This window comes from Micromonospora sp. CA-246542 (assembly GCF_050942905.1).
GTDB lineage: Bacteria > Actinomycetota > Actinomycetes > Mycobacteriales > Micromonosporaceae > Micromonospora.
This window is the reverse complement of sequence record NZ_CP192040.1, coordinates 4490312-4513046: the sequence shown is the minus strand read 5'-3', so window position 1 is coordinate 4513046 and position 22735 is coordinate 4490312. Positions and strand designations below refer to the sequence as shown.

Below are 22735 nucleotides of genomic sequence, written 5' to 3'. Positions count from 1 at the left end.
CGCGTTCGGCATCCACTGACCAACGAGGGAGAACAGACATGCTCAGAATCTCGCTACGTCGGCCGAAGGTCATCGCCGCAGCGCTCGCCGCCGCAACTCTGGTGACGGTGCTCGGATCGAGCACCCCAAGCGTGTTCGCGGACGGCGGCGTGCAACCAACCCCCGACGAGGGGCACCGCACCAGACCGACGATCGTCCTCGTGCACGGTGCCTGGGCCGACGGCTCAAGCTGGAATGGGGAGATCCGCAGACTCCAGGCGCGCGGTTTCGACGTCCAGGTCGCGCCGCAACCCGGCCGAGGGCCGTCGGTCGACAGCGGCTACCTGAAGGACTTCCTGTCCACCATCGAAGGTCCCATCGTGCTCGCCGGCCACTCGTACGGTGGCTTCGTGATCAGCGATGCCGCCACCGGCAACAGGAACGTCAAGGCCCTCGTGTTCGTGGACGCCTTCGCGCCGGACAAGGGGGAGACCGTGGAGGAACTCACCGCGGGGTCCGGCTCGATCCTCGAGCCGGCCCTGACCGACCCCACGAGCGTCTTCCGGCTCGTGCCGTTCCCCGGTGCCCCGGAGGGCGCGGCCGACGCGTACGTCCTGCCGAAGGTGTTCATCAAGGGCTTCGCCAACGGTCTGCCCCGGCGGCAGGCGGAGGTGCTCGCCGTGACCCAGACCGCCCTGGCCACCAACGCCCTGGGCGAGCCGGCCACGGAGCCGGCGTGGAAGACGATCCCGGCCTGGGCGGTGGTCGGCACCGAGGATCTGGTCATTCCGCCGGCCCGCCAGGAGGAGATGATGAAGCGGGCGGGGGCCGACATCACCCGGATCGACGCCGGTCACCTGGGCCTGATCTCGCATCCCGACCAGGTCACCAGGGTCATTCTGGAGGCGGCCCGGACGACCGCCTGACGAGGTCTCGTGACATCGGCAGCAGCAGTGGCCGCGTGGGCCGGACCGGCCCACGCGGCCACTTCCCGACCGGCCGTGGCATCGCGCGGTGCGGTGCCACGGCCGGCCGGCGGGTCAGTTGGTCGCCTTGGCGGCCGCCTCGATCTGGTTGGTGACCGCACCCGGGTCGGTGACCATGGACAGGTGGGGGGCGTTGATCTGGATGCTGTGCGCCTTGGCCCGCTCGGACATGAAGACCTGCTCGGCGGCGGGGAGGACGGCGTCCTGCTTGCCGATCACCGACCACGAGGGGATCGTCTTCCACGCCGGCTCGCCGGACTCCTCGACCAGAGCGCTGAAGGCCAGCGGACGCTGCCGGGCGGCCAGCACCGCCACGTCCTTGGCGGGAATGCTCTTGCCGGCGAACGCCGTACCGAAGACCGACGGCTTCACGTACAGGTTGACGTTGCCGGGCTCACCGGGGATCGCGACCTGGTCGAAGACGGCGGACGTGTCGCCCCCGAAGACCGAGCCCGGCACGGCCGAGGTCAGCGAAAAGACGGTGTCGTGCTGGTCCGGGATGTACGCGTCGACGTACACCAGGGCCTTGACCCGCTCGTTGCCCAGGGCGGCGTTCGTGATCACCATGCCGCCGTACGAGTGCCCGACGAGGACGATCGGCCCGGTGATGGTGTCCAGGTACGCGCGGAGGCTCGCGGCGTCGCTCGCCACACCCGTGAGCGGATTCGGCGGTACGACCACCCGGTAGCCGTCGCGCTGGAGCTTGGTGGTCACCTTGTCCCAGCTCGACCCGTCCGCCCACGCGCCGTGCACGAGCACGACCGTCGGCTTGGCCGCTGCGGGGCGCGACTGCGTGACGTGAGTCGCCGAGGCCTGCGCGGTGCCGACACCGACACCGGTCAGGGTGAGGGCGCCGATGGCCACGCCTACGGCGACGAGGCGGCGCCGGAATGACAATTTCATGGTTTCTCCTTACTACTGAACGAAATCGAGCAGGGCGGCGTTGACCTGGTCGGCGTGGGTCCAGGCAATGGCGTGCGGCCCGCCCTCGATGACGAGCAACCGGGCATCCCCGACGAAGGCGGGGACCCGCTGGCCGGTCACCCCGATGGGCAGCACGCGGTCCTGGTCGCCCTGGATCACGAGTACCGGCACGGCGACCTTGGCCAGGTCGTCGCGGAAGTCGGTGAGCCAGGTGGGGATACACGCCACCGCGGCGACCGGGGACCCGGCCTCGGCCACGGCCAGACTGGCCTGGAACGCCTCGTCGCTGACCAGTGATCCGCCGTACACGTCGAAGTTGTAGAAGTTCTGCAGGAACTGCTTGAGCCACCCGTTCCGGTCCGCCCGCGCGGCCTCGATGAACCCATCGAACAACGCCTGCGGCGCGCCCTCGGGATTGTCGTCCGTCTTCAGAAGGAACGGCGGAATCGGCGACATCAGCACGGCCTTCGCGACGCGTTCGGCGCCGTAGCGACCCAGGTACCGCGCGACGTCACCGGTCCCCATCGAGTGACCCACGAGAATGGCGTCGCGGACGTCCAGTGTCGTGAGGAGCACGTTCAGGTCGCTGGCGAACGTGTCGTAGTCGTATCCACCGGCGGGCTGGCTGGAGTCGCCCCAACCGCGCCGGTCGTACGTGATGACGCGGTACCCGGCGGCGAGCAGTGCGGCGACCTGCTTCTCCCAGGCCTGCCCGCTGAGCGGGTAGCCGTGGCTGAGCACGACCGGCGTGCCGGCGCCGTGGTCCTCGTAATGGATGTCGATCGAGTCGGCTCCCTCTGAGCCAACGCTGACATGGGGCATGCACACTCCTTGGGCTTGCGTTCCGCGCTGGGAACCCTGCCGAAGGTACGGATGTGGCGGCGTTCCGGAATCACCCGAATCACGTAGTCTCCGGCGTCGTCGGCCGCCCAAAAGACAACGAGCGATGGGCGATGCGGCGGGCCCGGGAGGGGTCGCAGGCTTGGGCCGAAAAGCGAAGCCGCCACCCTTTCGTCTCTAGGATGACAATCGTGACCATGCCCGACCGCAGGCTCTCGGACGGGCCGCCGTCCCACTGCGAGTTCAAGGTCTTCGGCGGTATGGGCTGCCGGCGGGATGGCTCGGACGTCGATCTCGGCCCGGTCCGCCAGCGGGTCGTCCTCGCCAAGCTCCTCGCGGCCGGCGGTGACGCGGTCAGCCTCGACAGCATCGTCGACAGCGTCTGGGACGACCGACCTCCGGCCAGCGCCGCCAACCAGATCCACCGGCACGTCGGGAACCTCCGCCGGATTCTGGAACCGGACCTGGACGTCCGCGAGACCGGTCGTTACCTCCTACCGGCCGGTACGGGCTACCGGCTGATCCTCGCGACCGAGGCATCCGATCTGGCCATGTATCGCGAGCTGGTCCGGCGGGCCCGCGAGGCGCTGGCGAACGGGGATGCCGTATCCGGCGTGCGGGCTTACCTGACCGCCCTGGAACTCGGCCGCAGCCCCGCGTTCACCGACCTTCCGACCGGGGCGTTGCGTTCGCCGGAGTTCGTGGCCCTCGAACGGGAGCGCGTCGCGGTGGCGCTCGCGGCCAGCGACGCCGCGATGGCCCATGGCATGGCCGACGCCGCGCTGACCCCGCTGGTGAGCGTGGCCGCCGCGGCGCCGCTGGACGAGGCGCTGCAGGCGTGCCTGATGCGCGCGTACGTGGCCACCGGCCACCGGGCGGAGGCGGTGCAGGTCTTCGAGCGGACCCGTCAACGTCTCGCCGACGAACTGGGGGTGGATGCGGGGCCCGAACTGCGGGAGGCGTATCGGGAACTGCTCGCCAGCGGCGGGGGCTCGCCGGACGAGCTGCGTCCGCTGGAGGCTCCCCGACCCGCGCAGCTGCCGCCGCCGGTGGCGGGCTTCGTCCGACGGAACGACCTGGCCGCAGTGCTCGACGCCCTGCTCTCCGACGCGTTCAGCGACGCGACGATCGTGATCACCGTGCTCGGCGGCATGGGTGGCATCGGCAAGACCGCCCTCGCCGTGCACTGGGCCCACCAGATCGCCAACGAGTTTCCCGATGGCCAGTTGTTCCTCGACCTGCGGGGCCTGGACCCGGACGGACGGGTCATGTCATCGCAGGAGGCGCTCGCCACGCTGCTCGCGTCACTGGGCGAGCCGGCGGTCTCGTCACCGCAGGAGAACGTCGACGCTCAGGCCGCTCGTTATCGCAGTAGCCTCGCCGGTCGTCGCGTTCTGATCCTCCTCGACAACGCCCGCGACTCCGATCAGGTCCGTCCCCTGCTGCCGGCCTCCCGAGGCTGTCTGGTCATCGTGACCAGCCGCCACCGGATGACGAGCCTGGTCACCCGGGAGGGGGCACGTTACCTGCAGGTCGACCGGCTGACCGGGGCCGAGTCCCGGCAGCTTCTGATCAATCGTCTCGGCACCCGCCGCGCCACCATGGACCCGGCTTCGCTCGACAAGGTCATCAGCCTCTGTGCCGGGCTGCCGCTCGCACTGGCGATCGTCGCCGCCCGCGTGGCGCTCAACCCGACCCTGCCCATGAGCGCTGTCGTCAACGCCGTGTCGGCCCCGTCAGCCAGACTCGACGCGTTGTCCAGCGCGGACCCGTCAGACGACGTCCGGTCGGTGTTCTCGTGGTCGTACCGCGCTCTCGATCCATCGGCAGCGCAGGTGTTCCGTGCTCTCGCCGTCCATCCGGGTCCGGGCGTCTCGCTGGAGTCGATGGCGAGCGTCGCCGGGGTCAGTCGGGCCAGGGCCCGCACGCTGCTCACTGAACTGGTGACCGCGAACCTGCTCGACGAGGCGCAGTCCGGGCGGTATTTCCTGCACGACCTGCTGCGGGCCTACGCGGGTGAGCTTCTCGACGAGGATCGGGAGCGAGGAGAGTACGAGCGACGTCTCGTCATGCACTACCTGCACTCGGCCCGGGCCGCCTACGCGAGGCACCACCGGCAGCCGGTCGGCGCCGCCACCGGGACGCCACCGGACGTGACGCCCGAGTCGTTCGACAGCGTGTCCCAGGCTGCCGCCTGGTACGCCCGCGAACGGCCAGCGCTGTGGGCGACGATCGATCTGGCCCTCGCGCACGGTCTGGCGAGCGACGCGGCGGCAATGGTCCTCGCGGCCTCGGCGCCGGGCAGCAACTCCATCCCCGCCGGCCGGACACCGACCGTACTCGCGATCCTCGAACTGGCCGGTGCACTCGGCGAGCCGCTGATGGAGGCCGAGCTTCTTCGTACCGTCGGTGAGGTCTTCGCCCCGCTGCCACCGGCCGACGAATACCTCCGTCGAGCCCTGGCCATCTTCGAAGGCGCCGGAGACCTCGCCGGTCAGGCCGACGTCCTGCGAAACCTGGCCGTGCTCTCGTCGTCGCGTGGCGACCACGACGCCGCAAACGCGTACGGCGAACGCTCGGTGGCTCTCGCCCGGCGGACGGAGCGTCAGGAACTGCTCGCCGTCTCGCTGCTGACACTCGCGCGAGCGCGCCTCGGTTCGGGTCGGTTCGACGAGGGCCTACGGATCGCGGACGAGGGGTTGGCCATCGCGATGGTGCAGCACCTCGATCACCTGAACGTCCGCTACGCGCAGCTCCTCGCCGAATCGTCCTGGAAACTCGGCCAGCTTGAGCGGGCGGTGACGATCTCGGAGTGGGGATTGGCCGAAGGCGTCAGTGAGTCGAACGGCCCCCGCTGCGCCGTCGCGGCGATCCTCGCGCGTGCCGCGTTCGACCTCGACGACCGGGCCCGCGCGGAACAGGGCTGCCAGCGGTTCGAGGGCCTGATCGCCGACAACGGCTTCCGGGAACTCATCGAGTTCGCCGGCATCGAGGACGCCGAGACGTACCGAACCATGGTCGCGTACGTCCGGGCCCGGCTGAGTCTGATGAGCGACGCGTCGTGAGCGGGTAGGGCGCGAGCACTCAGTCTGCACTCGTCGCGCACAGCGGTGCGTTCGGATGGTCGTCGAGACCCCGAACCCCGCGCCCGAGGAGCACGATGCACTGCCCCGTAGCCGAATCTGCCCGCGTTCTTCCAGATGCGGCACTGGCCCCCCGACCGGCACTGACCCCCCGACAGGCACAGATCGCCCTGCTGGTGGCGGCCGGGTCCACCAACATCGAGATCGCGAGACACCTGGTCATCAGCCCCCACACCGTCAAACACCATCTGCGCGGAGTGTTCCACCGGCTGAACGTCGCGTCCCGCCGCGAACTGCGCAACCGGCTGAGCCACCGCCGCACGACCGATCGCTTCGCCCAGAGCCGTCGCCTGACCACTCAGGAGCGCGACATCGCACGACGGGTCTCGGACGGCGCGTCCAACCGGGAGGTGGCGGCACAACTGTTCATCAGCCCGAGCACGGTGGACTATCACCTCCGCAAGATCTTCCGGAAGCTCGACATCACCTCACGCCGAGAACTGGCCGATCGCCCTCGTCTCTGACGCGAGCAGGTGGGAGCGGTCCGAATCAGCGATGCCTCCTCCGTCGCCACAGCAGCCCGGCGCCCACCACGACGAGGACGGCGAGCGCCGCCCCGGCCCCGAGGACGGCGGCGTCGGGTCCGCGCTCGTCCTGCGCGGACGCGGCGTCGGTCACCGCGCTGACGATCGGCGCGGCGCTGGAGTCGGGGTCGGCGACCGTGAACGGGTACGAACCCTGCGCCGGGTGCCCGTCGGTGGAGACGACCCGGTAGGCGACGGTGTACGTCCCGTTGGGCAGCGCCTCGGTGACCTGGATCGATCCCTTCGCCCCGCTGACCACCGCGTCGCCGGTGGGGACCTTCCGCCGGGCGGCGTCGGTCAGCACGATGGTGGCGAACGCGGGGTCGAGCCGCTGGCCGAATTCGAGCACGATCTCGGTGGGCGCGCTGGACAGGGTCGACTCCTGCACCGGTGCCGCCGACCGCAGGGTGTTGTGCGCCCATGCCGGGGTGGCCGGGACGAGCGTTGCCACGACGACGGCGAGCACCGCCGCGACGAGCCGTACGGCGATGGGCCCCGATCGCGCTGCGGTGATGGCAGGACTCCGGTCGACGCGGCTCATCCCAGCACCTGCTCGCCGATCCAGCCGCCCGGCGGGCAGCCCGGGGGGACGGCGAAGACGGCGGATCCGATCGGCGTGGTCCATTCGTTGAGCAGGTCCCGGTCCGCCAGCCGGCGTTGGATCGGCAGGAACTGCCGGGCGATGTCGGCCTGGTACGAGGTGAAGATCAGCCCGGCGTCGGCGTGGCCGTCGGCGTTGGGGAGGCCGTCGTAGTTGTAGGGCCTGCGCAGGATCTTGAGCCGGTCGTCCGTGACGTGCGCGCGGGTCACATGGGAGAAGTCGGGGATGACGGTGAGCCCGTCGGGGCCGGTCGCCGCGAAGTCGGGTTCGTCGTGTTCGGCGCTGCCGGTGAGCGGGGCGCCGGTGTCGAGGCGTCGACCGACGGCGAGTTCGCGGTCGGCGCGGCCCAGCAGGTCCCAGGTCTCCAGGTTCATGCTGATGCGTCGGACGACGAGGGTGGTGCTGTCGCGCAGCCAAGCCGGGCCGTCGGGTACGAAGACCGCCGAGTCCATCGGCGTGCCGGGGCGGGGGTTGGCGGTGCCGTCGAGTTGGCCGAAGAGGTTGCGTTGGGTGTGGCCGCTCGGCTCGACTCCCGGACTACGGCGAAAGCCCTGCTGGACCCATCGGACGGTGGCGAACGGCCGGCTGTCCTTGAGCAGCACCCGCTGGGCGTGCGCGACCGTGATCGCGTCGTCGGCGCAGAGCTGGAGGAGCAGGTCGCCGCCGGACCAGGCCGGTTGGAGCCGGTCGACGCGGAACGCGGGCAGGTCGGTGACCGAGGCCGGTCGCCGGTCGTCGACACCTGCGGCGCGGTAGAGGCCCGGTCCGAAGCCGAACGTCACGGTGAGGCGGGCGGGAAGGAGTCCGAGTTCGGCCTCGGTGTCGGCCAGGGCCGGTTGCCCCTGGGTGAGTCGGGCCGCGTCGTCGGTGAGCAGCCGCAGCATCCGGCCCAACGCGGCCCGGTCGACGCCGGCTTGCAGGGTGAGGGCCACGAACGACGCGTGGGCCTGCGGTTCGGTCGCCACCCCGGCCTGTCGGGGCCCGTAGAAGGGCTCGACCAGGCTTCCGACGCTCGCCACCGGCGTCGCGTCGGCCGCCTGCCGCCCACCTCGTCCGGTACGGGTCGTGGCGAAGGCGGCGGCCCCCGTGAGTGCTCCTCCGGCGGCCAGTGTCCCACCGGTGAGCAGACCGCGCCTGCTCACCGGGCGGACCGGCGACGTGCCGGTCACGATGCCGGGCTCATGCTCATCTCCGGCGTGGCGCTCATGCCCGGCATGGGCTCGCCGTGCCCCGGCGCGTAGCTCTCCTGAGCGCCGGTGAAGGGCTTGGCCACGGCGGTGAACTCCTGGGTCCTGCCGTCCGCGAAGGTGAGGGTGACGGTCAGTTGATCCCCAGCCCGGACGGGTCGGGCGAGGTTCATGAGCATCAGGTGGTCGCCGCCGGGTTCCAACGCATGGCTGCCCTTGGCCTTGATGACGATGCCGCCCTGCTTCTGCTGCATGACCATCTTGCCGTCCTTCATGGTCATCTCGTGCAGTTCCATGGGGGAGGCGGAGGTCGCGACGCCGGTCAGCGTGACTTCGGTGTCCCCGTCGTTGACGAGGGTCCCGAAGGCCGCCGTCATGCCCTTGTCGGCCGCCTTCACCCACGGGTCACGGACCGTGACCACGCCTGCGGGGGCGTTGGCGGACATCGACGGGCTCGGCGGCGCGGCCGATGAGGAGTCGGACGATCCGCATCCGGTGGCACCGGTCGCCAGGAGCGCGGCGGCGACGGCGAGAGCGACGGCCGAGTGTCGATGTGAGCCGAAAGGGCTGGTGGTGCGCATGGATTCGTCCTCCGATGGTTGCTGCTGCTCGTTGGTCGGTCGCCGCAGCAGGAAAGTTCCGGGTGCGCGTTCGGGTCAGCCGACGTCCCAGCGTCCGGCGTCCGCTCCCCACCCGGGCGGCGCTGCCTCACCTACGTCGTCCCGGCTTGTCGTCCGCAGGTCGGCCGTTCGGACCTTCACCACCGGAAGGTCGAAGGTGAACCGCACGTTGGTCCCGTCCGCGAAGGAGACCGTGACGTGGGTGTCGGGCCCGGCCGGGTGGTCGTCCAGCCATTGCACGTGGACGACCTCGGCCGTCAGCGTGCCGTCCGGGCGCACCAACGCGAATCCCTCGAGGTCACCCTGGGCGAGATCCGGATGGAACCGTCGGTGCAGCTCCGCCCGCCGCTGCTCGCGCCAGCGCCGTCGTGGGTCGGTGTCCGCCATGCAGCGCATTCTGCAACGGGCGTCACAAGCGCGGAACCCGGTGTACGAGCATCCGGCGGCCCTTCGTTCGGCCGCGCGATCGGACCCCGAACGACACGCGCCGCCCGGGACAGAATCCGAGGCGGCGCGTCTCCGAAAGGTGGTGGGTGATGCCCTAGGTACGCGTGCTCCACTGCTGGTTGGCGCCGCCGTGGCAGGCCCAGAGGTGCAGCTGCGTCCCGTTGGCCGTGCCGGAGCTGACGGCGTCGAGGCAGAGCCCCGACTGCGCGGAGGTGATGGTGCCGTTGGAGTTGACGTTCCACTGCTGGTTCGACTGACCGTTGCAGTCCCAGATGATGACCGCGGTGCCGTTGCTGCTGCCGCCTCCGCTGGCGTCCAGGCACTTGTTGCCGTAGACGGTCAGGGTGCGGTTGGCGGTCCGGGTCCAACGCTGGTTGGCGCCACCGTGGCAGTCGTACAGCTGTGCGCGGGCGCCGTTGGTCGTGCTCGAGTTGGGAATGTCGACGCATCGGCCCGACTGGCTGCCCACGATCAGCACGCTCTGCTGGCTGGGCGGCGGGGTCGACGGCGGGGGCGTCGACGGCGGGGGAGTGGTGGGCGGCGCGCCGCCCCCGAACTGCGCGAAGAAGTTCCACACCTCCTGCTTGACCCAGCTCCGCGCGCCGCTCTCACAGCCCGCGCACCCGTCCACCGGGCCCTGCTGGTGGCCGCCGTCGAACGCGGCCCAGAGCACCGGATATCCGGGCTGGCAGGAGTAGGCGGTGGTGATGTGGGTCCGGCTGCCGGCCGCGGGCTCGGGTGGGTTCTGCGCGGCGCATCCGTTGTTCCGGACGAACCGGTCGCGTAGTGCCCGCCCGTTCGCGATGTTGTCGTTGATGCCGTGGATCCCCAGGTACGCCACGGGCTGGGTGCCGCCGCTGCATCCGCTGATCGGTCCCGGGGCCGCGATGGCCGCGACCGCGCGGAACACCGTCGGCCGGGAACACGCCAGCGAGTAGCTCATCGCTCCGCCGTAGCTGAACCCGACGGAGAAGAGTTGCGTCGTGTCGACGCAGAGGGCGTTCTCGATCACGCGGACCATGTCGTCGGTGAAGGTGACGTCCTCGCCGTTGGCGTTGCCCCAGCCGTTGTTGAGGCCCTGCGGGGCGACGAAGATCGTGGTGTTGTTCGCCTGGGAGAGCATGCCGTAGTAGGCCCACGGCGCGCCGTCGGTTCCGCCCGACGCGACCTGGCTGGCAGTGCCGCCCAACCAGTGGAAGCCGAAGGCCAGCCGGTGGGCGTAGGTGTTGTTGTAGCTGTCGGGTAGCCGAAGGATGAAGCTCCGGCTCTTCCCGCCGCTCTGGATGGTGTGGGTGCCGCTGGTCAACCCCGGCGCCTTACCGCAACCGGCGGTGCTGGCCGCGGCTGCCGGAGTGACAGTCGTGACGACGTAGGCTCCGATGGCGATCAGAACCAGGACCGCCATGGCTGCCCCGATCCAGGGGGCGGACAGTCTGCGAAGTGGCACAGCTGGATCTCCTTGTTCGGGTGGATGAACATCCGTCTGCCGTGCGACACCCCGGCTGCTGGGCACGGGATCCATGCGCGGCGCGGGGTGTGCCGTGACAAGGGCCGGCTCAACGCCACCGGTCCTGCGGCCCGTGCGAGACACCGATGGTCGTCGAATCGTCGGTGGCCCACAACGTTCGCCCGAACACCACGCGACCGACCGTCGGAAGATGCCGGAGCACCAGATCCGAGGTCGAACCGATTCGACTCGACGCTAGATCACGCAATCAGGGGTGTCAATGTCATGGGCGGCGACGACCGAGACTCGGCGACCGCTACCAACGTGCGGGGACGGGCGTCGCGTCAGCGGATGCCGATGCTCTGGTACTCGGGTTCGATGACGGCGACGACGCGTTCCTCGTCGCGCGGGTACGTCCCGTCGGTGTACTTGGCGACGATGCGGTCGACGATCGACCACGCGGCGTCGCCGTCGAGCCAGTTGACCACCCGGCCGCGTACGACGATCGGAGTGAACGGATCGTCGGCCGGCGCGATGGACAACGCCAGGCGCGGGTCGCGGCGCAGGTTGCGCGCTTTGCGCTTGCCGGGCCCGGTGAATATGACGACGTGTTCGCCGTGGGTTCCGACGTACACGGGGGTGGCGTGTGGTGCGCCGTCCGGCAGGACGGTGGCGAGGTGGGCGATCGGTGATCCGTCCAGCACGCGGCGGACGTCGGGACGCAGCACGGTGGTCCTTCCGGTGGTGGTCATCGGGCGTGGTAGGCACGCCACGTGACGTAGTCGGCGACGGCGGCCGTGAGGTCGAACGCCGGCGCGAAGCCGGTGTCGGTGGTGAGGCGGGAGATGTCGAGGTGGGGATCGCGCCCCGGTCCGCCACTGCGACCGTCGAGCACGTCGAGCTGCGCGTCCGGAATGGCCGCGCGCACGGCGTCGATCAGCTGCCCGTTGGTGAAGGGCTGTCCGCTTGAGATGTTGTAGACGTCGTGGCCGAGGGCGTCGGCCGTGACGAGCAGGGCGATCGCGCGTCCGGCGTCAGGGGCGTAGCAGAAGTCGCCCCCGTCGTGGGCGTGCAGGGCGCTGGGGCGTTCCCCGCGTAGCACGGAGCTGAGGTAGGGCGGGACCGCGTTGAAGGGAGTGGCCGGGTCCATGAGCGGTCCCCAGGTGCTGCCGATGCGGAGCACGAGCGCCTGAATCCCGGTGTCCCGCAGCGCATTCGTGGTGAGCGGTTCGACAGCCTTCTTGAAGGCGATGATCGGGTGCGGCGCGGCCACCGCAGGTAGGGGCAGGCCTTCGTGCCAGGTGATCTCACTGCTGCCCAGGTAGGAGCCGAGACTGCCGGCGACGGCGAAACGGCGCACGCGCCAGCTGAGTGCGGCGTCGAGCATGGTGAGCAGCCCGGCGGTGTCGGCCCGGAAGTACGCCACTCGATCCTCGCCGGGGATGCTCCCGGCCAGGTGGATGATGTCGGTGATCCGGTACCGGTCGCCGAGGGCGGACACCGCGGCGGCGTCGGTGACGTCGAGTTGTTCGACGATGACGTCGTGGGGCAGGAACGACGGGCGCTCGGTTCGCCGGTGGGCGGTCGCGACGACGGTCTGCCCGAGGTCGGTCAGGGCGCGCGCGGTCTGGGCGCCGATCATGCCGAGGCCGCCCGTCACGAGGATCACCGGACCACCTCGTAGTGCAGGTGGGTCACGCCCGGCGCGGCGACGGCCTCGATCAGGCGGAGTTCGACGGGTGCGGACAGGGTCTGGAAGTACGGCCGGCCGGCGCCCAGCAGCACCGGCCGCTGGTGCAGGATCAGCTCGTCGACCAGACCCGCGGCCAGCGCGGCGGTGGTCACTCCGCCCCCCATGAGGGCCACGTCCATGTCGCCGGCCAGGCGGCGGGCCGTGTCGACGGCCTCCTCGATGCCACTGGTCACCAGAGTCTGGCGGGGATGCTCGGCGGGCAGCGATCGGTGGCTGAGCACCACGAGCGGCGCGTCGGGGTGAGGGGTGCCGCCGCTGTCCCAGCCGGAGTCGTCGTAGGTGTTGCGCCCGGCCAGGCTCGCTCCCACCCGGGCCGCGGCCGTGTCGAAGACGCGAGCGCTGGGAGCGCTCAGCCGGAAACCGTCGAACACCGCGCTCGGTGTGTCGCCGTCGAAATACCAGTCGAACAGCATGCCGCCGTCGCCGAGGCCTCGTCGGGGTCCCGGGTCCCGGCCGGTGATGTATCCGTCGACCGAGACCGACAGGGCTGCGAGGACCTTGCTCATGTATTGCCTCTCACTCGTCGCGGGACCAGGTAGGTGCCGGCCTGCCACGGGGGACGTTATCGAGCGACGCGCTTGCCGGTCTTGAACGAATCGCGCACCGTCACGTGGTCTGCGTGTCCACCGACATGCACTCTCTCGGGCGATCGGGCCGCGAGGAACGGCGCGTACGACGCGGTGTGGTCGTGCCCGCACGAGCACCGGCCGACCTCTGCGCCGAGCAGTCCGGTCGGCGTCAGTCCGCTGAGACGCCGTACCTCCCGACTCAGGTGGGCCTGATCCGCGTACCCCGCATCGACGGCGAGTCCCACCATCCCGTCGGCCCCGCGCCGTCCGGCCGCCGTGGTGCCCGACTGCGCCAACGCCAGGAAACCCTGGAACCGCAGCGTCCGCTGCAACGACTTCGGACCCGTTCCCACCGCCCACACGCAGCGGCGACGGAACTGGCTGACCGACAGTCCGAGGTGGTCGGCGACGACGCCGACCTCGCGCGGCGCCCAGGGCATGAGCATGCGCACCGCCGCGCGAACGAGGGGATCCCTGCCGGCGGTCCACGTGCGGCGCAGCAGGAATTCCTGCAAGACGAGCAGCCCCGCCCGAGGTGTGACGGCGGTGGCGATGGCCTCGCCGAGCCGGTCCACCCACCGGTGACCGAGGTCGTCCAGCGCGACCTGCCGGTCCAGCAGGTCCCCGACGCCACCAGGTATCGGAACGGGTGCCCCCGGCTGGAATCGGACGCCCAGCAGGGTCGTCGACGCGGGGATCACCTCGACCCGGGGTCCGGTCAACGGGCCGAGCAGGCGCGGCTCTCCGCCGAGCGGCCAGTGCAGCTCCGCGCCACCGGTGGGCAGGTGCCGCTGCAGGTAGGGCGTCGTCCCGGTGGTCTGCACCCACACGGTCCGAAGGTGGTCGACCAGCCCTGGCAGCGGAGCAAGCTCAACGTAGGAGCCGTCTCCGGTCACGCGCTGGCCTGATTCCCGTCGGAGGCGATGGCCCCCTGCACCGCGTCCGCTGCCGCTCGACGCCCGCCCGCCGCCCGCACCGTCGCGGATGCGGTACGCAGACGCTCGCGGATCGTCGGATCGTATGTGAGGTCGCGGATGCCGGTCGCGATGTCGCTGCTCGGACCAGCACCGTTCGACAGGTTCACCCCGAGACCGAGAGCCTCGACCCGTGCCGCGACGACGTGCTGTTCGCTGGTACGCGGCGCGCACACCATCGGAACGCCGAACCAGAGGGACTCCATGACGCTGCCCATCCCGGCGTGCGTGACGAACAGGTCGGCCTGCGCCAACGCGGCAAGCTGGTCGACGTGCTCGTGGGCTTCGACCCGGTCGGGCAGCGTCCCGAGAGCGGCGATCGGGAGCCCGCCGGTGGACACGAGCACCCGGCGGTTGGGCGCCGCGGCGGCCGCCGCTCGGATCAGTGGCCGTAGCGCCTCGGGCTCGGCCGCCGCGGTGCCCGCGCTCACGTACACGAGGCGCTCGTACGCTGCCGGGCCGGTGCCGAGCCGCGAGCGCAGGCACGGCCCGACGAAGTGGTGGTCCGAGCCGAATTCGTCTCCGTTCCACTGAAACCACCGTGGAAGGAACGCGATCGATCGCAGCTCGCGTGCCTCGGCCAGGTCGCGTACGGTGCCGCGCTCCAGTCCCCAGCGCGCGGAGAACTGGTCGAGCTGGTCCTGCAAAGGGGTGAAGGCGGGATGTGCGGGGTCGAGGACGCTCGTCTGCCCGGTGGCGGCAGCCAACGACCACGCCGGCCCCTGCGCGAAGGACGGAAACATCGCCACCGCCGGCCGATTCAGCAACTGCGCCAGCGCACGGCCGGCCGGATGCGCGGCCCGATCGTAGAGCAGGACGTCGGGGACGTCGCCGCGCAGGACGGTGATGATCTGGGGGACGACGGCGGCTGCTTCCGCCACGAGCACGAACGGGAGCCACACCGCGAAATCGGTCGGCGGCACCGCCGACGACGGGCGCGTGACAAGCGTGGACTCGTACGTGACGACGTCCGCGCCGGCACGTCGCGCGGCGGGTGCCGCGACGTCCGGGGCGAGACAGGTGACCCGGTGCCCGCGGGCCCGCAACTCCTCGATGACGTCGAGGACGGGCAACAGGTGACCAGTGGCACCGACGGCGAGGACGGCGACGTGCGCACCGGCCTTCGTGCTCATGCGCGCAGCCCGTGCCGGGCGGTGTACCAGAAGAACCAGGACAGCAGGCCGGCGAGCATGACGACGTACTGCACGTTGGTGACCGTCGCGACCGCGTCCAGGTCGATCACTGACGCGATGGCGACGCGGACCACGGCGTCCAGCATCAGCACGACGCCGACCACCACACTCACCAGGCGCAGTCGGCGCCGGAAGACGGGATCGTCGGTCCAGCGCCGCTGCCACGCCGCAGCGCCAGCATCACCGACCTTCGCCGTGGCGATGGCCGTGCCGAGGTGGAGCATGAACGGACGCTTCATGGCCAGCGACAGCAGCACCCACGCGCCGAGCAGACCGGTGAGCCAGCCGTCCTTGACGTACAGCAACCGCGCGTCCCCGGTGACCACGCTCAGCGCGCCGCCCGCCAGGAAGAGGCTGACGACGACGAGGCCCGCGACGTCGATCCGCCGGCTGCGGGCGGCGACCAGGGCGGCGTTGGCCGCGGGGACCGCCCCGGCGGCGAGGGTGGCGGCCAGCACGTCGGCGCCCAGGGCGCGAAGCGCGTAGTAGACCAGCAGGGGCAGGACCACGTCGACGAGGATTCGTCCGACCAGAGCGCGGCGCGCGTCCTGTCCCGGACGCCCGGCGGCAGTCGGCGTCGGCTGGGTGTCGTTCCTGACCGGCCTCACCGAAGCACCTCCCCACGATCCCTCGTGGCCGGCTCGGCGGCGATCGCTCGGTCGAAGAGCGCGCACAACTCCTCCGCGTAGGCGGCCAGGTCCAACCCTCCACCGCTGGCGAACCGCTCGACGGCGGCGTCGACGGCGGCACGGACCGTCACCGCCATCACCACCGGGTCGAACGTGCGCAGTTCCCCGGACTCCTGGCCGGCGACGAACAGGTGCGCCAGCAGCATCACCGGTACGTCCTCGCGAACATCCGCATCCGCCGTGTCCCGGGGCAGGTTGCGGACGATCTCGACGGCCGCGCGGGCGTACGCCGGTCGTTCGCCCAGGAAGCGGAAGTTCGAGCGTAGGTACGCGGCGAGCTTGCCGCGTGCCGTCGACTCAGCCTCGATCGCCGGGACCATGACCTGTTGCGCCCGGTCGACGATGTGGCGCAACGCCGCGGCGACCAACTCCTGCTTGGTGTCGTAGTGGTACGTGATTAGCCGCGTGCTGCTGAGTCGCGCCGCCTCGACGATCCGCGCGAACGTCGCCCCGGCGTAGCCGTGTTCGGCCAGCAACTCGACGAACGCCTCCAGAATCTGCGTCTTTCGATCGACCTCCGGTGTTATCTGCATAGATAAAACTTCAGCAGAAGGTCGGCTTCCCGTCAAGGGCGTAGGGATCGGCGCAGCGCGTGCGGGAAACGCCAGAGCCTCCCCGGCGACGTCGCCGGGGAGGCTCTGACCAGTGAGCGGCTATCTCTTCAGGCGCGGGTCCTCCTGCACCTTCAGGGCGTTGAGGATCGGATCGCCCTCGCCCTTCTCCCGGGTGAACTGGATCGTCAGATCGCCACCGGTGTGCTCGACCGTGACCGTGTTCGTGTCGACGGTCAACGCGCCCACCTTCGCCTGCACGTCATGGTCGTACAGCACGACCTTGCCGTCGGCGAGCACGTCGAAGGCGCGCTTGCCGGCCTTGACCTTTTCGAGCTCGGCGAAGTCGAGGCCGATCCGGTACGTGCCGGCCGGGGCGTTCTTGAACACGTAGCTGAACGTGTCGCCGGTCCGCTGGGTGCGGAACAGCGCGTCGTCCGTCGTACCGGCGATGTCGGCCTTGGTGGTGAGCGCCTTACCGCTCACGTAGCCCCACTGCCGCGAGCCGAGCGCCTGGTCGGGCGCCCAGAAGAAGCCCGAGGCGTCGACGTACCCGGACCCGCCCGCGTCGACGCCCTTCCAGTAGGCCGACGTCGCCAGGCGGACCGGCTTGAGCTGGCTCTCACCCTTACCGGTGGTGGACGCCACGAGCACGTCCCCGACGAGTACGCCGGGCTTGATGCCGGCGTTGTCGGCCGTCACCGTGACCGTGGTCGACGTGCCGACCGCGAGCGTGACCGGTCCGGTCGCGGCCGGGCCCGTGAGGGCCAGCCACGGCAGGTCGGCGGCCTCGTGCCCACCGTCGTCGGTGCGCTTCTGCTCGCTGACCCGCACCTGAAGCGGTGCGGAACCGGTGTTGGTGACGGTCACGGCGGCCGTCGCCTTCTGACCCTTGTCGAGCAGCCAGTCGATGTCCTCTCCGGTCACGGTGGCGACGCCCGTGGCCAGCGCGGTGTCAACCACCTCGGCCTGATCCTTGCGGGCGATGGTCACCGGGTGGCTGGCGGTGACGTAGTTCGGCGCGTCGACCTGCACGGTGGTCCCGCCGATCAGCGCCTGGGCCTTCCACCGGCCCTTGACATCGGTCGTGATGACCCGCTCCCCGTTCGGCCCCTTGAGGGTGACGGCCGCGCCCTCGATCGGCTTGCCGTCGTTCTTGTCGGTGACCGTGCCCTCGATCGTGCCCGCCGACGGGAGGGTGTACTCCAGACCCAGGCCGGCCTTCAGGACGGGCTGGTCGAAGGAGTACTGGCTCGCGGGGTTGCGGTTCAGGCTCTCCACGCCGACCGTCGCCGACGAACCCTTGGTGAGGGGGTTGTCGCCGCCGACGCCGTCGCCGTAGCCGATCTGGATCCGACCGTCGGCGATCAGGGTGACCGAGAAGCTCACCCGGGCCGTCTGGTCGCTGTAGAAGGTGACGTTGCGCCACTCGATGACCTGCGCCGGCACCCCGTCCACCTCGGTCGTGCCGAGGTAGATGCCCGCCTCGTCGTCGACGACGAGGTCATCCCAGAACGGGTAGATCGCGTCGACCGGGTTGTCCGACGACGGCAGCTCCGTGTTGGTGGACCACACGGCGGCGCGGTCGAAGGAGAGCGAGCCGTTCGTCGTGACGCACACGCCGTCCCAGGCCGTGTCGTAGAACGGCTGGAGGTAGTTGGCGTCGAAGAACAGCGGCCCGCACAGCTCGTCGCCCAGCCACCCGGACTCCTGGGTGCCCTGACGGTAGAGCCCCTCGGTCACCTTCATCGAGTACGAGCGACCGGCGGGGGCCACCGGCACCGGCCCCGGGTCCGGCTGCTCGGGCTCCGGATCCGGCTCCACCGCGTCCGCCCGCGGGTCGAGCGTCACCCGCAGCGCGGCGATGCTCGGGGCCTTGAGGCCCTTCGAGCCCCGCAGCTCCACGGTCAGTGGACCGCCCTCGTGCTGCACGACCGCCCTACGCCAGTCGGCGGCGTTCGGCCCCACGGCTGCGGCCGGGTCGTACGCGTAGTCCCGCAGCGTCCCGTCCACGAGGACGTCGAACACCCGCTTGCCCTTCGGCGCCTTCTCGATCTCGGCGAACCCGAAGTCGATCGCGTAGGTGCCCTTGGGCGCGTCCGGGAAGCGGTAGAACAACTGCTTCTCCGGCGTGCTGCGCTGCGACTGGAACAGCAGGTCGTCCGTCGTACCGGCGATCCCGGTCTTCGTGGAGGTGACCTTCGTCTTGCCCTCGTAGCCCCACGACTTCTTGCTCGCCGGCTGGTCGGCGGACCAGGTGTAGCCGGTGCCGTCGGTGAGCTTCGCGCCGCCGGCGTTGACGCCGACCTGGTACTTCGTGGTCGTGAGCGTCACCGGCACGTACGTCTTGGACTGGCGTCCGGAGTCGGACCGGACCACGATGTTCGCGCCCTGGACGCCGGGCTTGGCGCCCTTCGAGGAGATCGAGACCTGGACGGTCGTCGACTGGCCGGGGGCGAGGGTGCCGCCGGTCGAGGAGAGCGACAGCCACGGCAGGTCGGTGAGCAGATCGTCCTCAACGTCGACGAGGACGACGTCGTCGGCGATCTGATCGACCGCCCACAGCGCTCCGGACGAGTCGGTCTCGAGGCCGCCACCCTGGTTCGCCTTCTGGCCCGGGAACCACCACGCGTTCACCAGCGAGCAGTCGTCGGGGTCGACCTGCAGCAGGCGGGTGGGCCGGTTCGAGGTGAGGTCGGTGTACCAGATGGTGTCCGACGCCTGGTTGTAGGCCAGGCCGATGATCTCGGGCAGCGGCGGGGTGCAGAAGGACAGGAGCGCGCCCGGGTTGTCGTGCGACGTACCGGCCACGGTTCCGATCTTGCCGTTCCGCCGGCCACCGACGTAGAAGACGTCCTTGGCCGGGTTGTAGGCGAGACCGGTCAGCTGCGACGTGACGAAGTCGCCCTTGATCTGCCTCGTCTCCTTGCCGGTGTCCCGGTTGAAGCAGTGGATGAAGCTGGCCGGGCTGTCCTCCATCTGGCACATGTCACCGGTCTTGGTGTCCAGCGCCATGTCGAACGCCCGGTAAGCGGGGTTCCACGCCGCGTCGAAGACCTTGCCGGTCTTCTTGCCGGTCACCGTGTAGGCGGTGTTGGTGCGCGCCTCGTAGTCGTGGACCCAGACGTCGCCGTCGTAGCCGACGCCGGTGGGCACCTTCTCCCCGACCTTGCCGGGGATCTTGATCCGGGTGATGACGTCTCCGCCGGAGGTCGCGCCGACCTTCGCTGCCGCCTGGGCCTCCGCGGTGCTCGACATGGCGGCCTTGCTGTCGCTGCTGGACGGCGTCATGCCGCTCGTGCTGGCCTTCCAGCCGGCCAGGTCGATCGTGCTGGCCGCACCCGTGCCGGTACGCGCGGTCGCGCCGGTGGCGTCGAGCTCGGGGTGCCGCGCGGCTTCGCCCAGGTCGTACGTGAGTGGGGCGGAGCCGGTGTTGGTCAGCGTCAGCGAACCCACGCCGTTCTGGTCGGTGCCCAGCAGCGTCTCGAGGCCGTCGGCCTTCAGGCCGGCGACACCCGTGGTCAGACGCGCGTCGATCTTCGCCTGCGCGTAGAGCTTGTCGAGCGAGAACGGGTACGACCCGGTCGTGTAGTTCGGCGCCTCGACCGTCATGGTGTAGTCGCCCGTCGGAAGCTGGCGGTGCACGAGGCCGGTCCCGTTGGTCGTGACGGCCTCGACGAGCCCGTCCCTGGTGCTGAAGGAGACCTTGGCGCCGGCCACCGGCAACCCGTCGTTCTTGTCCACGACGGTCGCGTCGAGGTACCCGAAGTCCGGCATGTCGTAGGTGACGACCATCCCGTCGCGCAGCACCGGGGCGTGATCGGAGAACCGGATGCCGTCGACGCCGGCCCAGCCCTGGATGCCGGTGACGGCGTTCGCGCCGGCGGTCACCGGGTCGTCGGTTCCGACCCCGTCGCCGTACCCGAAGATCATCGTGCCCGAGCGGGTGAAGGTGGCCGAGAAGTTGACCGGTTCGGTGTACTCCGACCGGGTCGGGTAGGCCCAGATTCTGGTGTTGCGGTACTCGACGACGAACGCGTCCTCACCGTTGACCTTGGTGGCGGCCGTGAAGACACCGCCGCCGGGGGCGAACTCGGCGGGGCTCTCCATGTAGAACGGGAAGGCGCCCGCGCCGCCGTAGCCGGGACCGGTGCTGCCGTCCGGGGCGATCACGCCACGCAGGCCGACGCCGAGGATGTCGTGGCTGCCGTTGTAGAGCGCGATCGGGAACGGCAGCTTCACCGTCGCCCACACACCGCTGCCGAACGTGACCTGCTCGGTGCCGCGCAGGTACTCGCCCTCGGTGACGGCGCAGCTGTAGCCGCCCTTGTCGACGACGAGCCCGACCGGGATCTCCGGCGACTCGTTCTGTGCTCCCACGGTCAGCGGGAGCGTCTTCGGTGAGAAGCAGGAGTTGGGCGTGACGGTCAGCTTGTACGCGCCCTCGGGGACAGCGGCGATCGCGAACGCGCCGTTGGCGTCCGTGCGTACCGGCTTCAGCGGCGTGTCCTGGACCGCGACGTCCGCGTTCGGCACGGGCCGCTTCTTGTCGTCGACGACCCGGCCGCTGATGTCGGGCCTCGCGGCGGCCGTGAGTGGCAGCGTGACGGGGGTGTCCTGGCCGAGGGTGATCGTGGCCTTGGCGGTCGCGGTCAGGTAGCCGAACACCTTGGTGGTGAGCTGGTAGTCGCCGACCGGCAGGTTCGTCGTGAAGCGGCCGTCCTTGTCGGTGCCGATCGACCGGCTGAACGGACCGCTGATCGTCACCTCCGCGGCGGGGACCGGGGCGCCGTTGGCGGTCACGACACCGGTGAGGGTGCCGCCCTTGCGGGGCGCGAGCTCGAGCAGGCGCACGAGGTCGAGCCGGCCCTCGCCGTACTTGTTGTTGAGCTCGGCGGTGCCGCCGCACTCGGTGTCGTCGACGTCGGTGGCCGACTCGGCGAGCAGGCGACGGGTCTCGTCGACCTGTCCGATCAGGGTCGGGTCGTAGCTCCAGAGCGCCGCGACCGCGCCGGCGACGTGCGGTGCCGCCATCGACGTACCGGCCATCTCGACGTAGTTGTCGTTCGGGTAGGACGAGCGGACGTTGACGCCCGGCGCGGAGATCTCGGGCTTGATCCGATCGCCCTCACCCTCGCCCTTGCGGGAGAACGACGCGATCGTGCCGTCCTCCGAGTAGGCGCCGACGGAGTAGGCGCTCGCCGCGGAGCCCGGCGAGGAGACCGTGTCACAGGCCGCGTACGGCGAGGTGTTTCCCGACGACCAGGTGCTGAAGATGCCCGCGGCGGTCCAGGCCTCGTCGACGGCCTGGAAGAAGTCGTCGAAGTCGTGTTCGACGGTCTGGCCCCACGAGTTGTTGACGACGTGTGGGCGCTTGGACGGGTCGGGGTTGTTGCCCTGGAGGTCGGTCGGGGCGAGCAGCCACCAGCCGGAGCGCAACAGCGACTCGACACCGGTGCTCTCGCAGCAGCCGTTCGTCGCGATCCACTGCGCGTCCGGGGCGACGCCGACGTGGTCGGTGCCGTCGACGCCGACCATGGTGCCCATGGTGTGCGTGCCGTGTCCGTTGTCGTCGCACGGCGCGGCCGAGCACGACCCCCGGGTGGCCATCCAGTTGTAGTTGTGGTCGACGGTGCCGTCCGGCTTCGCGCCGCGGTACTGACGCGACAGGGCGGGGTGGTCGAACTGGACGCCCGAGTCGAGGTTGGAGACGGTGATACCCGCGCCGGTGGCGCCCATGGCCCACGCCTGCGGGGCGTGGATGGCCTCGAGACCCCACGTGACGACGTCGTCCGCGCCGGCCTTCGGGGCAGCGGGTCGGGCCGCCTGGTCAGCGGGGAGCTTCTTCTCCACCGGCTGTACCAGGGCGACCTGCGGCGTGGCGTGGATCTCGGCGACCTGCGCCCGCGCCGCCACGTCGAGGGCGAGCTTCTCGGTGCCGCCCTTGACGAGCACGGCGTTGGCGATCGGGTAGGGGGTGTACTTGACCCCGGCCCGGTCGAGTTCGGTGGAGACGGAGGCCAGGGAGTTCTTCGACGCCGCGGTCAGCGCGTCGTAGACGAACTGGCCACGGGCCGTCCAGTCGGCGATCTTCTTCGCCGGCCCGAGGTCGGGCTTCGTGTCGAACGTGATCCAGAAGTCCGATGCCGGCTGCGTGCGGAAGCGGTCCTTCAGGGTTGGCGCGATCTTCCTGGCCGCCGTGCCGGGATCCGGCTCGGCGGCGGACGCCGGTATCGGCTGGAGCATGCTCAGGCCGACCGCTGCGGCAAGCGTTGCCGCGAGGGCTTTGAATCTCATCGGGGTCCTCC

Annotated in this window: 18 protein-coding genes; 3 read left to right on the top strand and 15 right to left on the bottom strand. The window is 70.5% G+C overall.

All coding sequences use genetic code 11. From position 1 onward, the window contains the following. The first annotated feature begins 38 nt into the window (after positions 1-38). Positions 39-905 (top strand): alpha/beta fold hydrolase, encoded by an 867-nt coding sequence (locus ACQP0N_RS20970; RefSeq protein WP_433113353.1) that lies wholly within the window; start codon positions 39-41, stop codon positions 903-905. A 114-nt stretch (positions 906-1019) separates the two neighbouring features. Here the strand turns inward: ACQP0N_RS20970 and ACQP0N_RS20965 are convergent, their stop codons facing one another. Further along, positions 1020-1868: an alpha/beta fold hydrolase gene (locus ACQP0N_RS20965; protein WP_433113350.1), complete on the bottom strand. Its 849-nt coding sequence runs from the start codon at positions 1866-1868 to the stop codon at positions 1020-1022. Between the two features lie 12 nt (positions 1869-1880). Beyond that, positions 1881-2711 (bottom strand): alpha/beta fold hydrolase, encoded by an 831-nt coding sequence (locus tag ACQP0N_RS20960; protein WP_433113347.1) that lies wholly within the window; start codon positions 2709-2711, stop codon positions 1881-1883. Positions 2712-2926: 215 nt separating this feature from the next. On the opposite strand from ACQP0N_RS20960, the gene ACQP0N_RS20955 reads away from it, so the two are divergent. Together ACQP0N_RS20955 and ACQP0N_RS20950 are read left to right on the top strand one after the other, a co-directional pair. Next, the gene (locus tag ACQP0N_RS20955) at positions 2927-5794 is read left to right on the top strand and encodes a BTAD domain-containing putative transcriptional regulator (RefSeq protein ID WP_433121724.1); all 2868 of its coding nucleotides are present in this window, start codon (positions 2927-2929) and stop codon (positions 5792-5794) included. 95 nt (positions 5795-5889) lie between these two features. Beyond that, positions 5890-6336 (top strand): response regulator transcription factor, encoded by a 447-nt coding sequence (locus ACQP0N_RS20950; RefSeq protein ID WP_433113344.1) that lies wholly within the window; start codon positions 5890-5892, stop codon positions 6334-6336. 25 nt (positions 6337-6361) lie between these two features. Here the strand turns inward: ACQP0N_RS20950 and ACQP0N_RS20945 are convergent, their stop codons facing one another. The 13 genes from ACQP0N_RS20945 to ACQP0N_RS20885 all read right to left on the bottom strand — a co-directional run bounded on the left by ACQP0N_RS20945 (position 6362) and on the right by ACQP0N_RS20885 (position 22724). Beyond that, on the bottom strand, positions 6362-6937 hold the full coding sequence (locus ACQP0N_RS20945) for a copper resistance CopC family protein (protein ID WP_433113341.1): 576 nt from the start codon (positions 6935-6937) through the stop codon (positions 6362-6364). After that, a complete protein-coding gene (locus tag ACQP0N_RS20940; RefSeq protein WP_433113338.1) occupies positions 6934-8166 on the bottom strand; it encodes a Dyp-type peroxidase in 1233 nt (410 codons plus the stop codon). Before ACQP0N_RS20940 ends, ACQP0N_RS20945 begins: the two co-directional genes overlap by 4 nt. After that, positions 8163-8765, bottom strand: coding sequence for a copper chaperone PCu(A)C (locus tag ACQP0N_RS20935; RefSeq protein ID WP_433113335.1), 603 nt, complete (start codon positions 8763-8765; stop codon positions 8163-8165). The genes ACQP0N_RS20940 and ACQP0N_RS20935 overlap by 4 nt, the downstream gene beginning before the upstream one ends. A gap of 75 nt (positions 8766-8840) precedes the next feature. Next, positions 8841-9191, bottom strand: coding sequence for a hypothetical protein (locus tag ACQP0N_RS20930; protein WP_433113332.1), 351 nt, complete (start codon positions 9189-9191; stop codon positions 8841-8843). 154 nt (positions 9192-9345) lie between these two features. Then, positions 9346-10698: a ricin-type beta-trefoil lectin domain protein gene (locus ACQP0N_RS20925; RefSeq protein ID WP_433113329.1), complete on the bottom strand. Its 1353-nt coding sequence runs from the start codon at positions 10696-10698 to the stop codon at positions 9346-9348. Between the two features lie 344 nt (positions 10699-11042). Continuing rightward, the gene (locus ACQP0N_RS20920) at positions 11043-11450 is read right to left on the bottom strand and encodes a PPOX class F420-dependent oxidoreductase (protein WP_433113326.1); all 408 of its coding nucleotides are present in this window, start codon (positions 11448-11450) and stop codon (positions 11043-11045) included. Continuing rightward, entirely contained in the window at positions 11447-12367 is a 921-nt protein-coding gene (locus tag ACQP0N_RS20915) for an NAD-dependent epimerase/dehydratase family protein (protein ID WP_433113323.1), read from the bottom strand. The genes ACQP0N_RS20920 and ACQP0N_RS20915 overlap by 4 nt, the downstream gene beginning before the upstream one ends. Continuing rightward, the gene (locus ACQP0N_RS20910; protein WP_433113320.1) at positions 12364-12957 is read right to left on the bottom strand and encodes a dihydrofolate reductase family protein; all 594 of its coding nucleotides are present in this window, start codon (positions 12955-12957) and stop codon (positions 12364-12366) included. The genes ACQP0N_RS20915 and ACQP0N_RS20910 overlap by 4 nt, the downstream gene beginning before the upstream one ends. A gap of 56 nt (positions 12958-13013) precedes the next feature. After that, the gene (locus tag ACQP0N_RS20905) at positions 13014-13850 is read right to left on the bottom strand and encodes a helix-turn-helix domain-containing protein (RefSeq protein WP_433113317.1); all 837 of its coding nucleotides are present in this window, start codon (positions 13848-13850) and stop codon (positions 13014-13016) included. Between the two features lie 62 nt (positions 13851-13912). Continuing rightward, positions 13913-15127, bottom strand: a complete 1215-nt coding sequence (locus ACQP0N_RS20900; RefSeq protein WP_433113314.1) for a nucleotide disphospho-sugar-binding domain-containing protein — start codon at positions 15125-15127, stop codon at positions 13913-13915. Continuing rightward, the gene (locus ACQP0N_RS20895; RefSeq protein WP_433113311.1) at positions 15124-15795 is read right to left on the bottom strand and encodes a VC0807 family protein; all 672 of its coding nucleotides are present in this window, start codon (positions 15793-15795) and stop codon (positions 15124-15126) included. Before ACQP0N_RS20895 ends, ACQP0N_RS20900 begins: the two co-directional genes overlap by 4 nt. Beyond that, on the bottom strand, positions 15792-16409 hold the full coding sequence (locus ACQP0N_RS20890) for a TetR/AcrR family transcriptional regulator (protein WP_433113308.1): 618 nt from the start codon (positions 16407-16409) through the stop codon (positions 15792-15794). The genes ACQP0N_RS20895 and ACQP0N_RS20890 overlap by 4 nt, the downstream gene beginning before the upstream one ends. Positions 16410-16529: 120 nt before the next feature. Then, complete coding sequence (locus ACQP0N_RS20885) at positions 16530-22724, bottom strand: S8 family serine peptidase (RefSeq protein ID WP_433113305.1); 6195 nt, start codon at positions 22722-22724, stop codon at positions 16530-16532. Between the last annotated feature and the right edge of the window lie 11 nt (positions 22725-22735).

What these genes read in the sequence shown, in the direction of transcription:
- ACQP0N_RS20970 (WP_433113353.1), top strand. Translation starts at nt 39, where the DNA reads ATGCTCAGAATCTCGCTACGTCGGCCGAAGGTCATCGCCGCAGCGCTC.
- ACQP0N_RS20965 (WP_433113350.1), bottom strand. Translation starts at nt 1,868, where the DNA reads ATGAAATTGTCATTCCGGCGCCGCCTCGTCGCCGTAGGCGTGGCCATC.
- ACQP0N_RS20960 (WP_433113347.1), bottom strand. Translation starts at nt 2,711, where the DNA reads ATGCCCCATGTCAGCGTTGGCTCAGAGGGAGCCGACTCGATCGACATC.
- ACQP0N_RS20955 (WP_433121724.1), top strand. Translation starts at nt 2,927, where the DNA reads ATGCCCGACCGCAGGCTCTCGGACGGGCCGCCGTCCCACTGCGAGTTC.
- ACQP0N_RS20950 (WP_433113344.1), top strand. Translation starts at nt 5,890, where the DNA reads ATGCACTGCCCCGTAGCCGAATCTGCCCGCGTTCTTCCAGATGCGGCA.
- ACQP0N_RS20945 (WP_433113341.1), bottom strand. Translation starts at nt 6,937, where the DNA reads ATGAGCCGCGTCGACCGGAGTCCTGCCATCACCGCAGCGCGATCGGGG.
- ACQP0N_RS20935 (WP_433113335.1), bottom strand. Translation starts at nt 8,765, where the DNA reads ATGCGCACCACCAGCCCTTTCGGCTCACATCGACACTCGGCCGTCGCT.
- ACQP0N_RS20930 (WP_433113332.1), bottom strand. Translation starts at nt 9,191, where the DNA reads ATGGCGGACACCGACCCACGACGGCGCTGGCGCGAGCAGCGGCGGGCG.
- ACQP0N_RS20920 (WP_433113326.1), bottom strand. Translation starts at nt 11,450, where the DNA reads ATGACCACCACCGGAAGGACCACCGTGCTGCGTCCCGACGTCCGCCGC.
- ACQP0N_RS20910 (WP_433113320.1), bottom strand. Translation starts at nt 12,957, where the DNA reads ATGAGCAAGGTCCTCGCAGCCCTGTCGGTCTCGGTCGACGGATACATC.
- ACQP0N_RS20900 (WP_433113314.1), bottom strand. Translation starts at nt 15,127, where the DNA reads ATGAGCACGAAGGCCGGTGCGCACGTCGCCGTCCTCGCCGTCGGTGCC.
- ACQP0N_RS20890 (WP_433113308.1), bottom strand. Translation starts at nt 16,409, where the DNA reads ATGCAGATAACACCGGAGGTCGATCGAAAGACGCAGATTCTGGAGGCG.
- ACQP0N_RS20885 (WP_433113305.1), bottom strand. Translation starts at nt 22,724, where the DNA reads ATGAGATTCAAAGCCCTCGCGGCAACGCTTGCCGCAGCGGTCGGCCTG.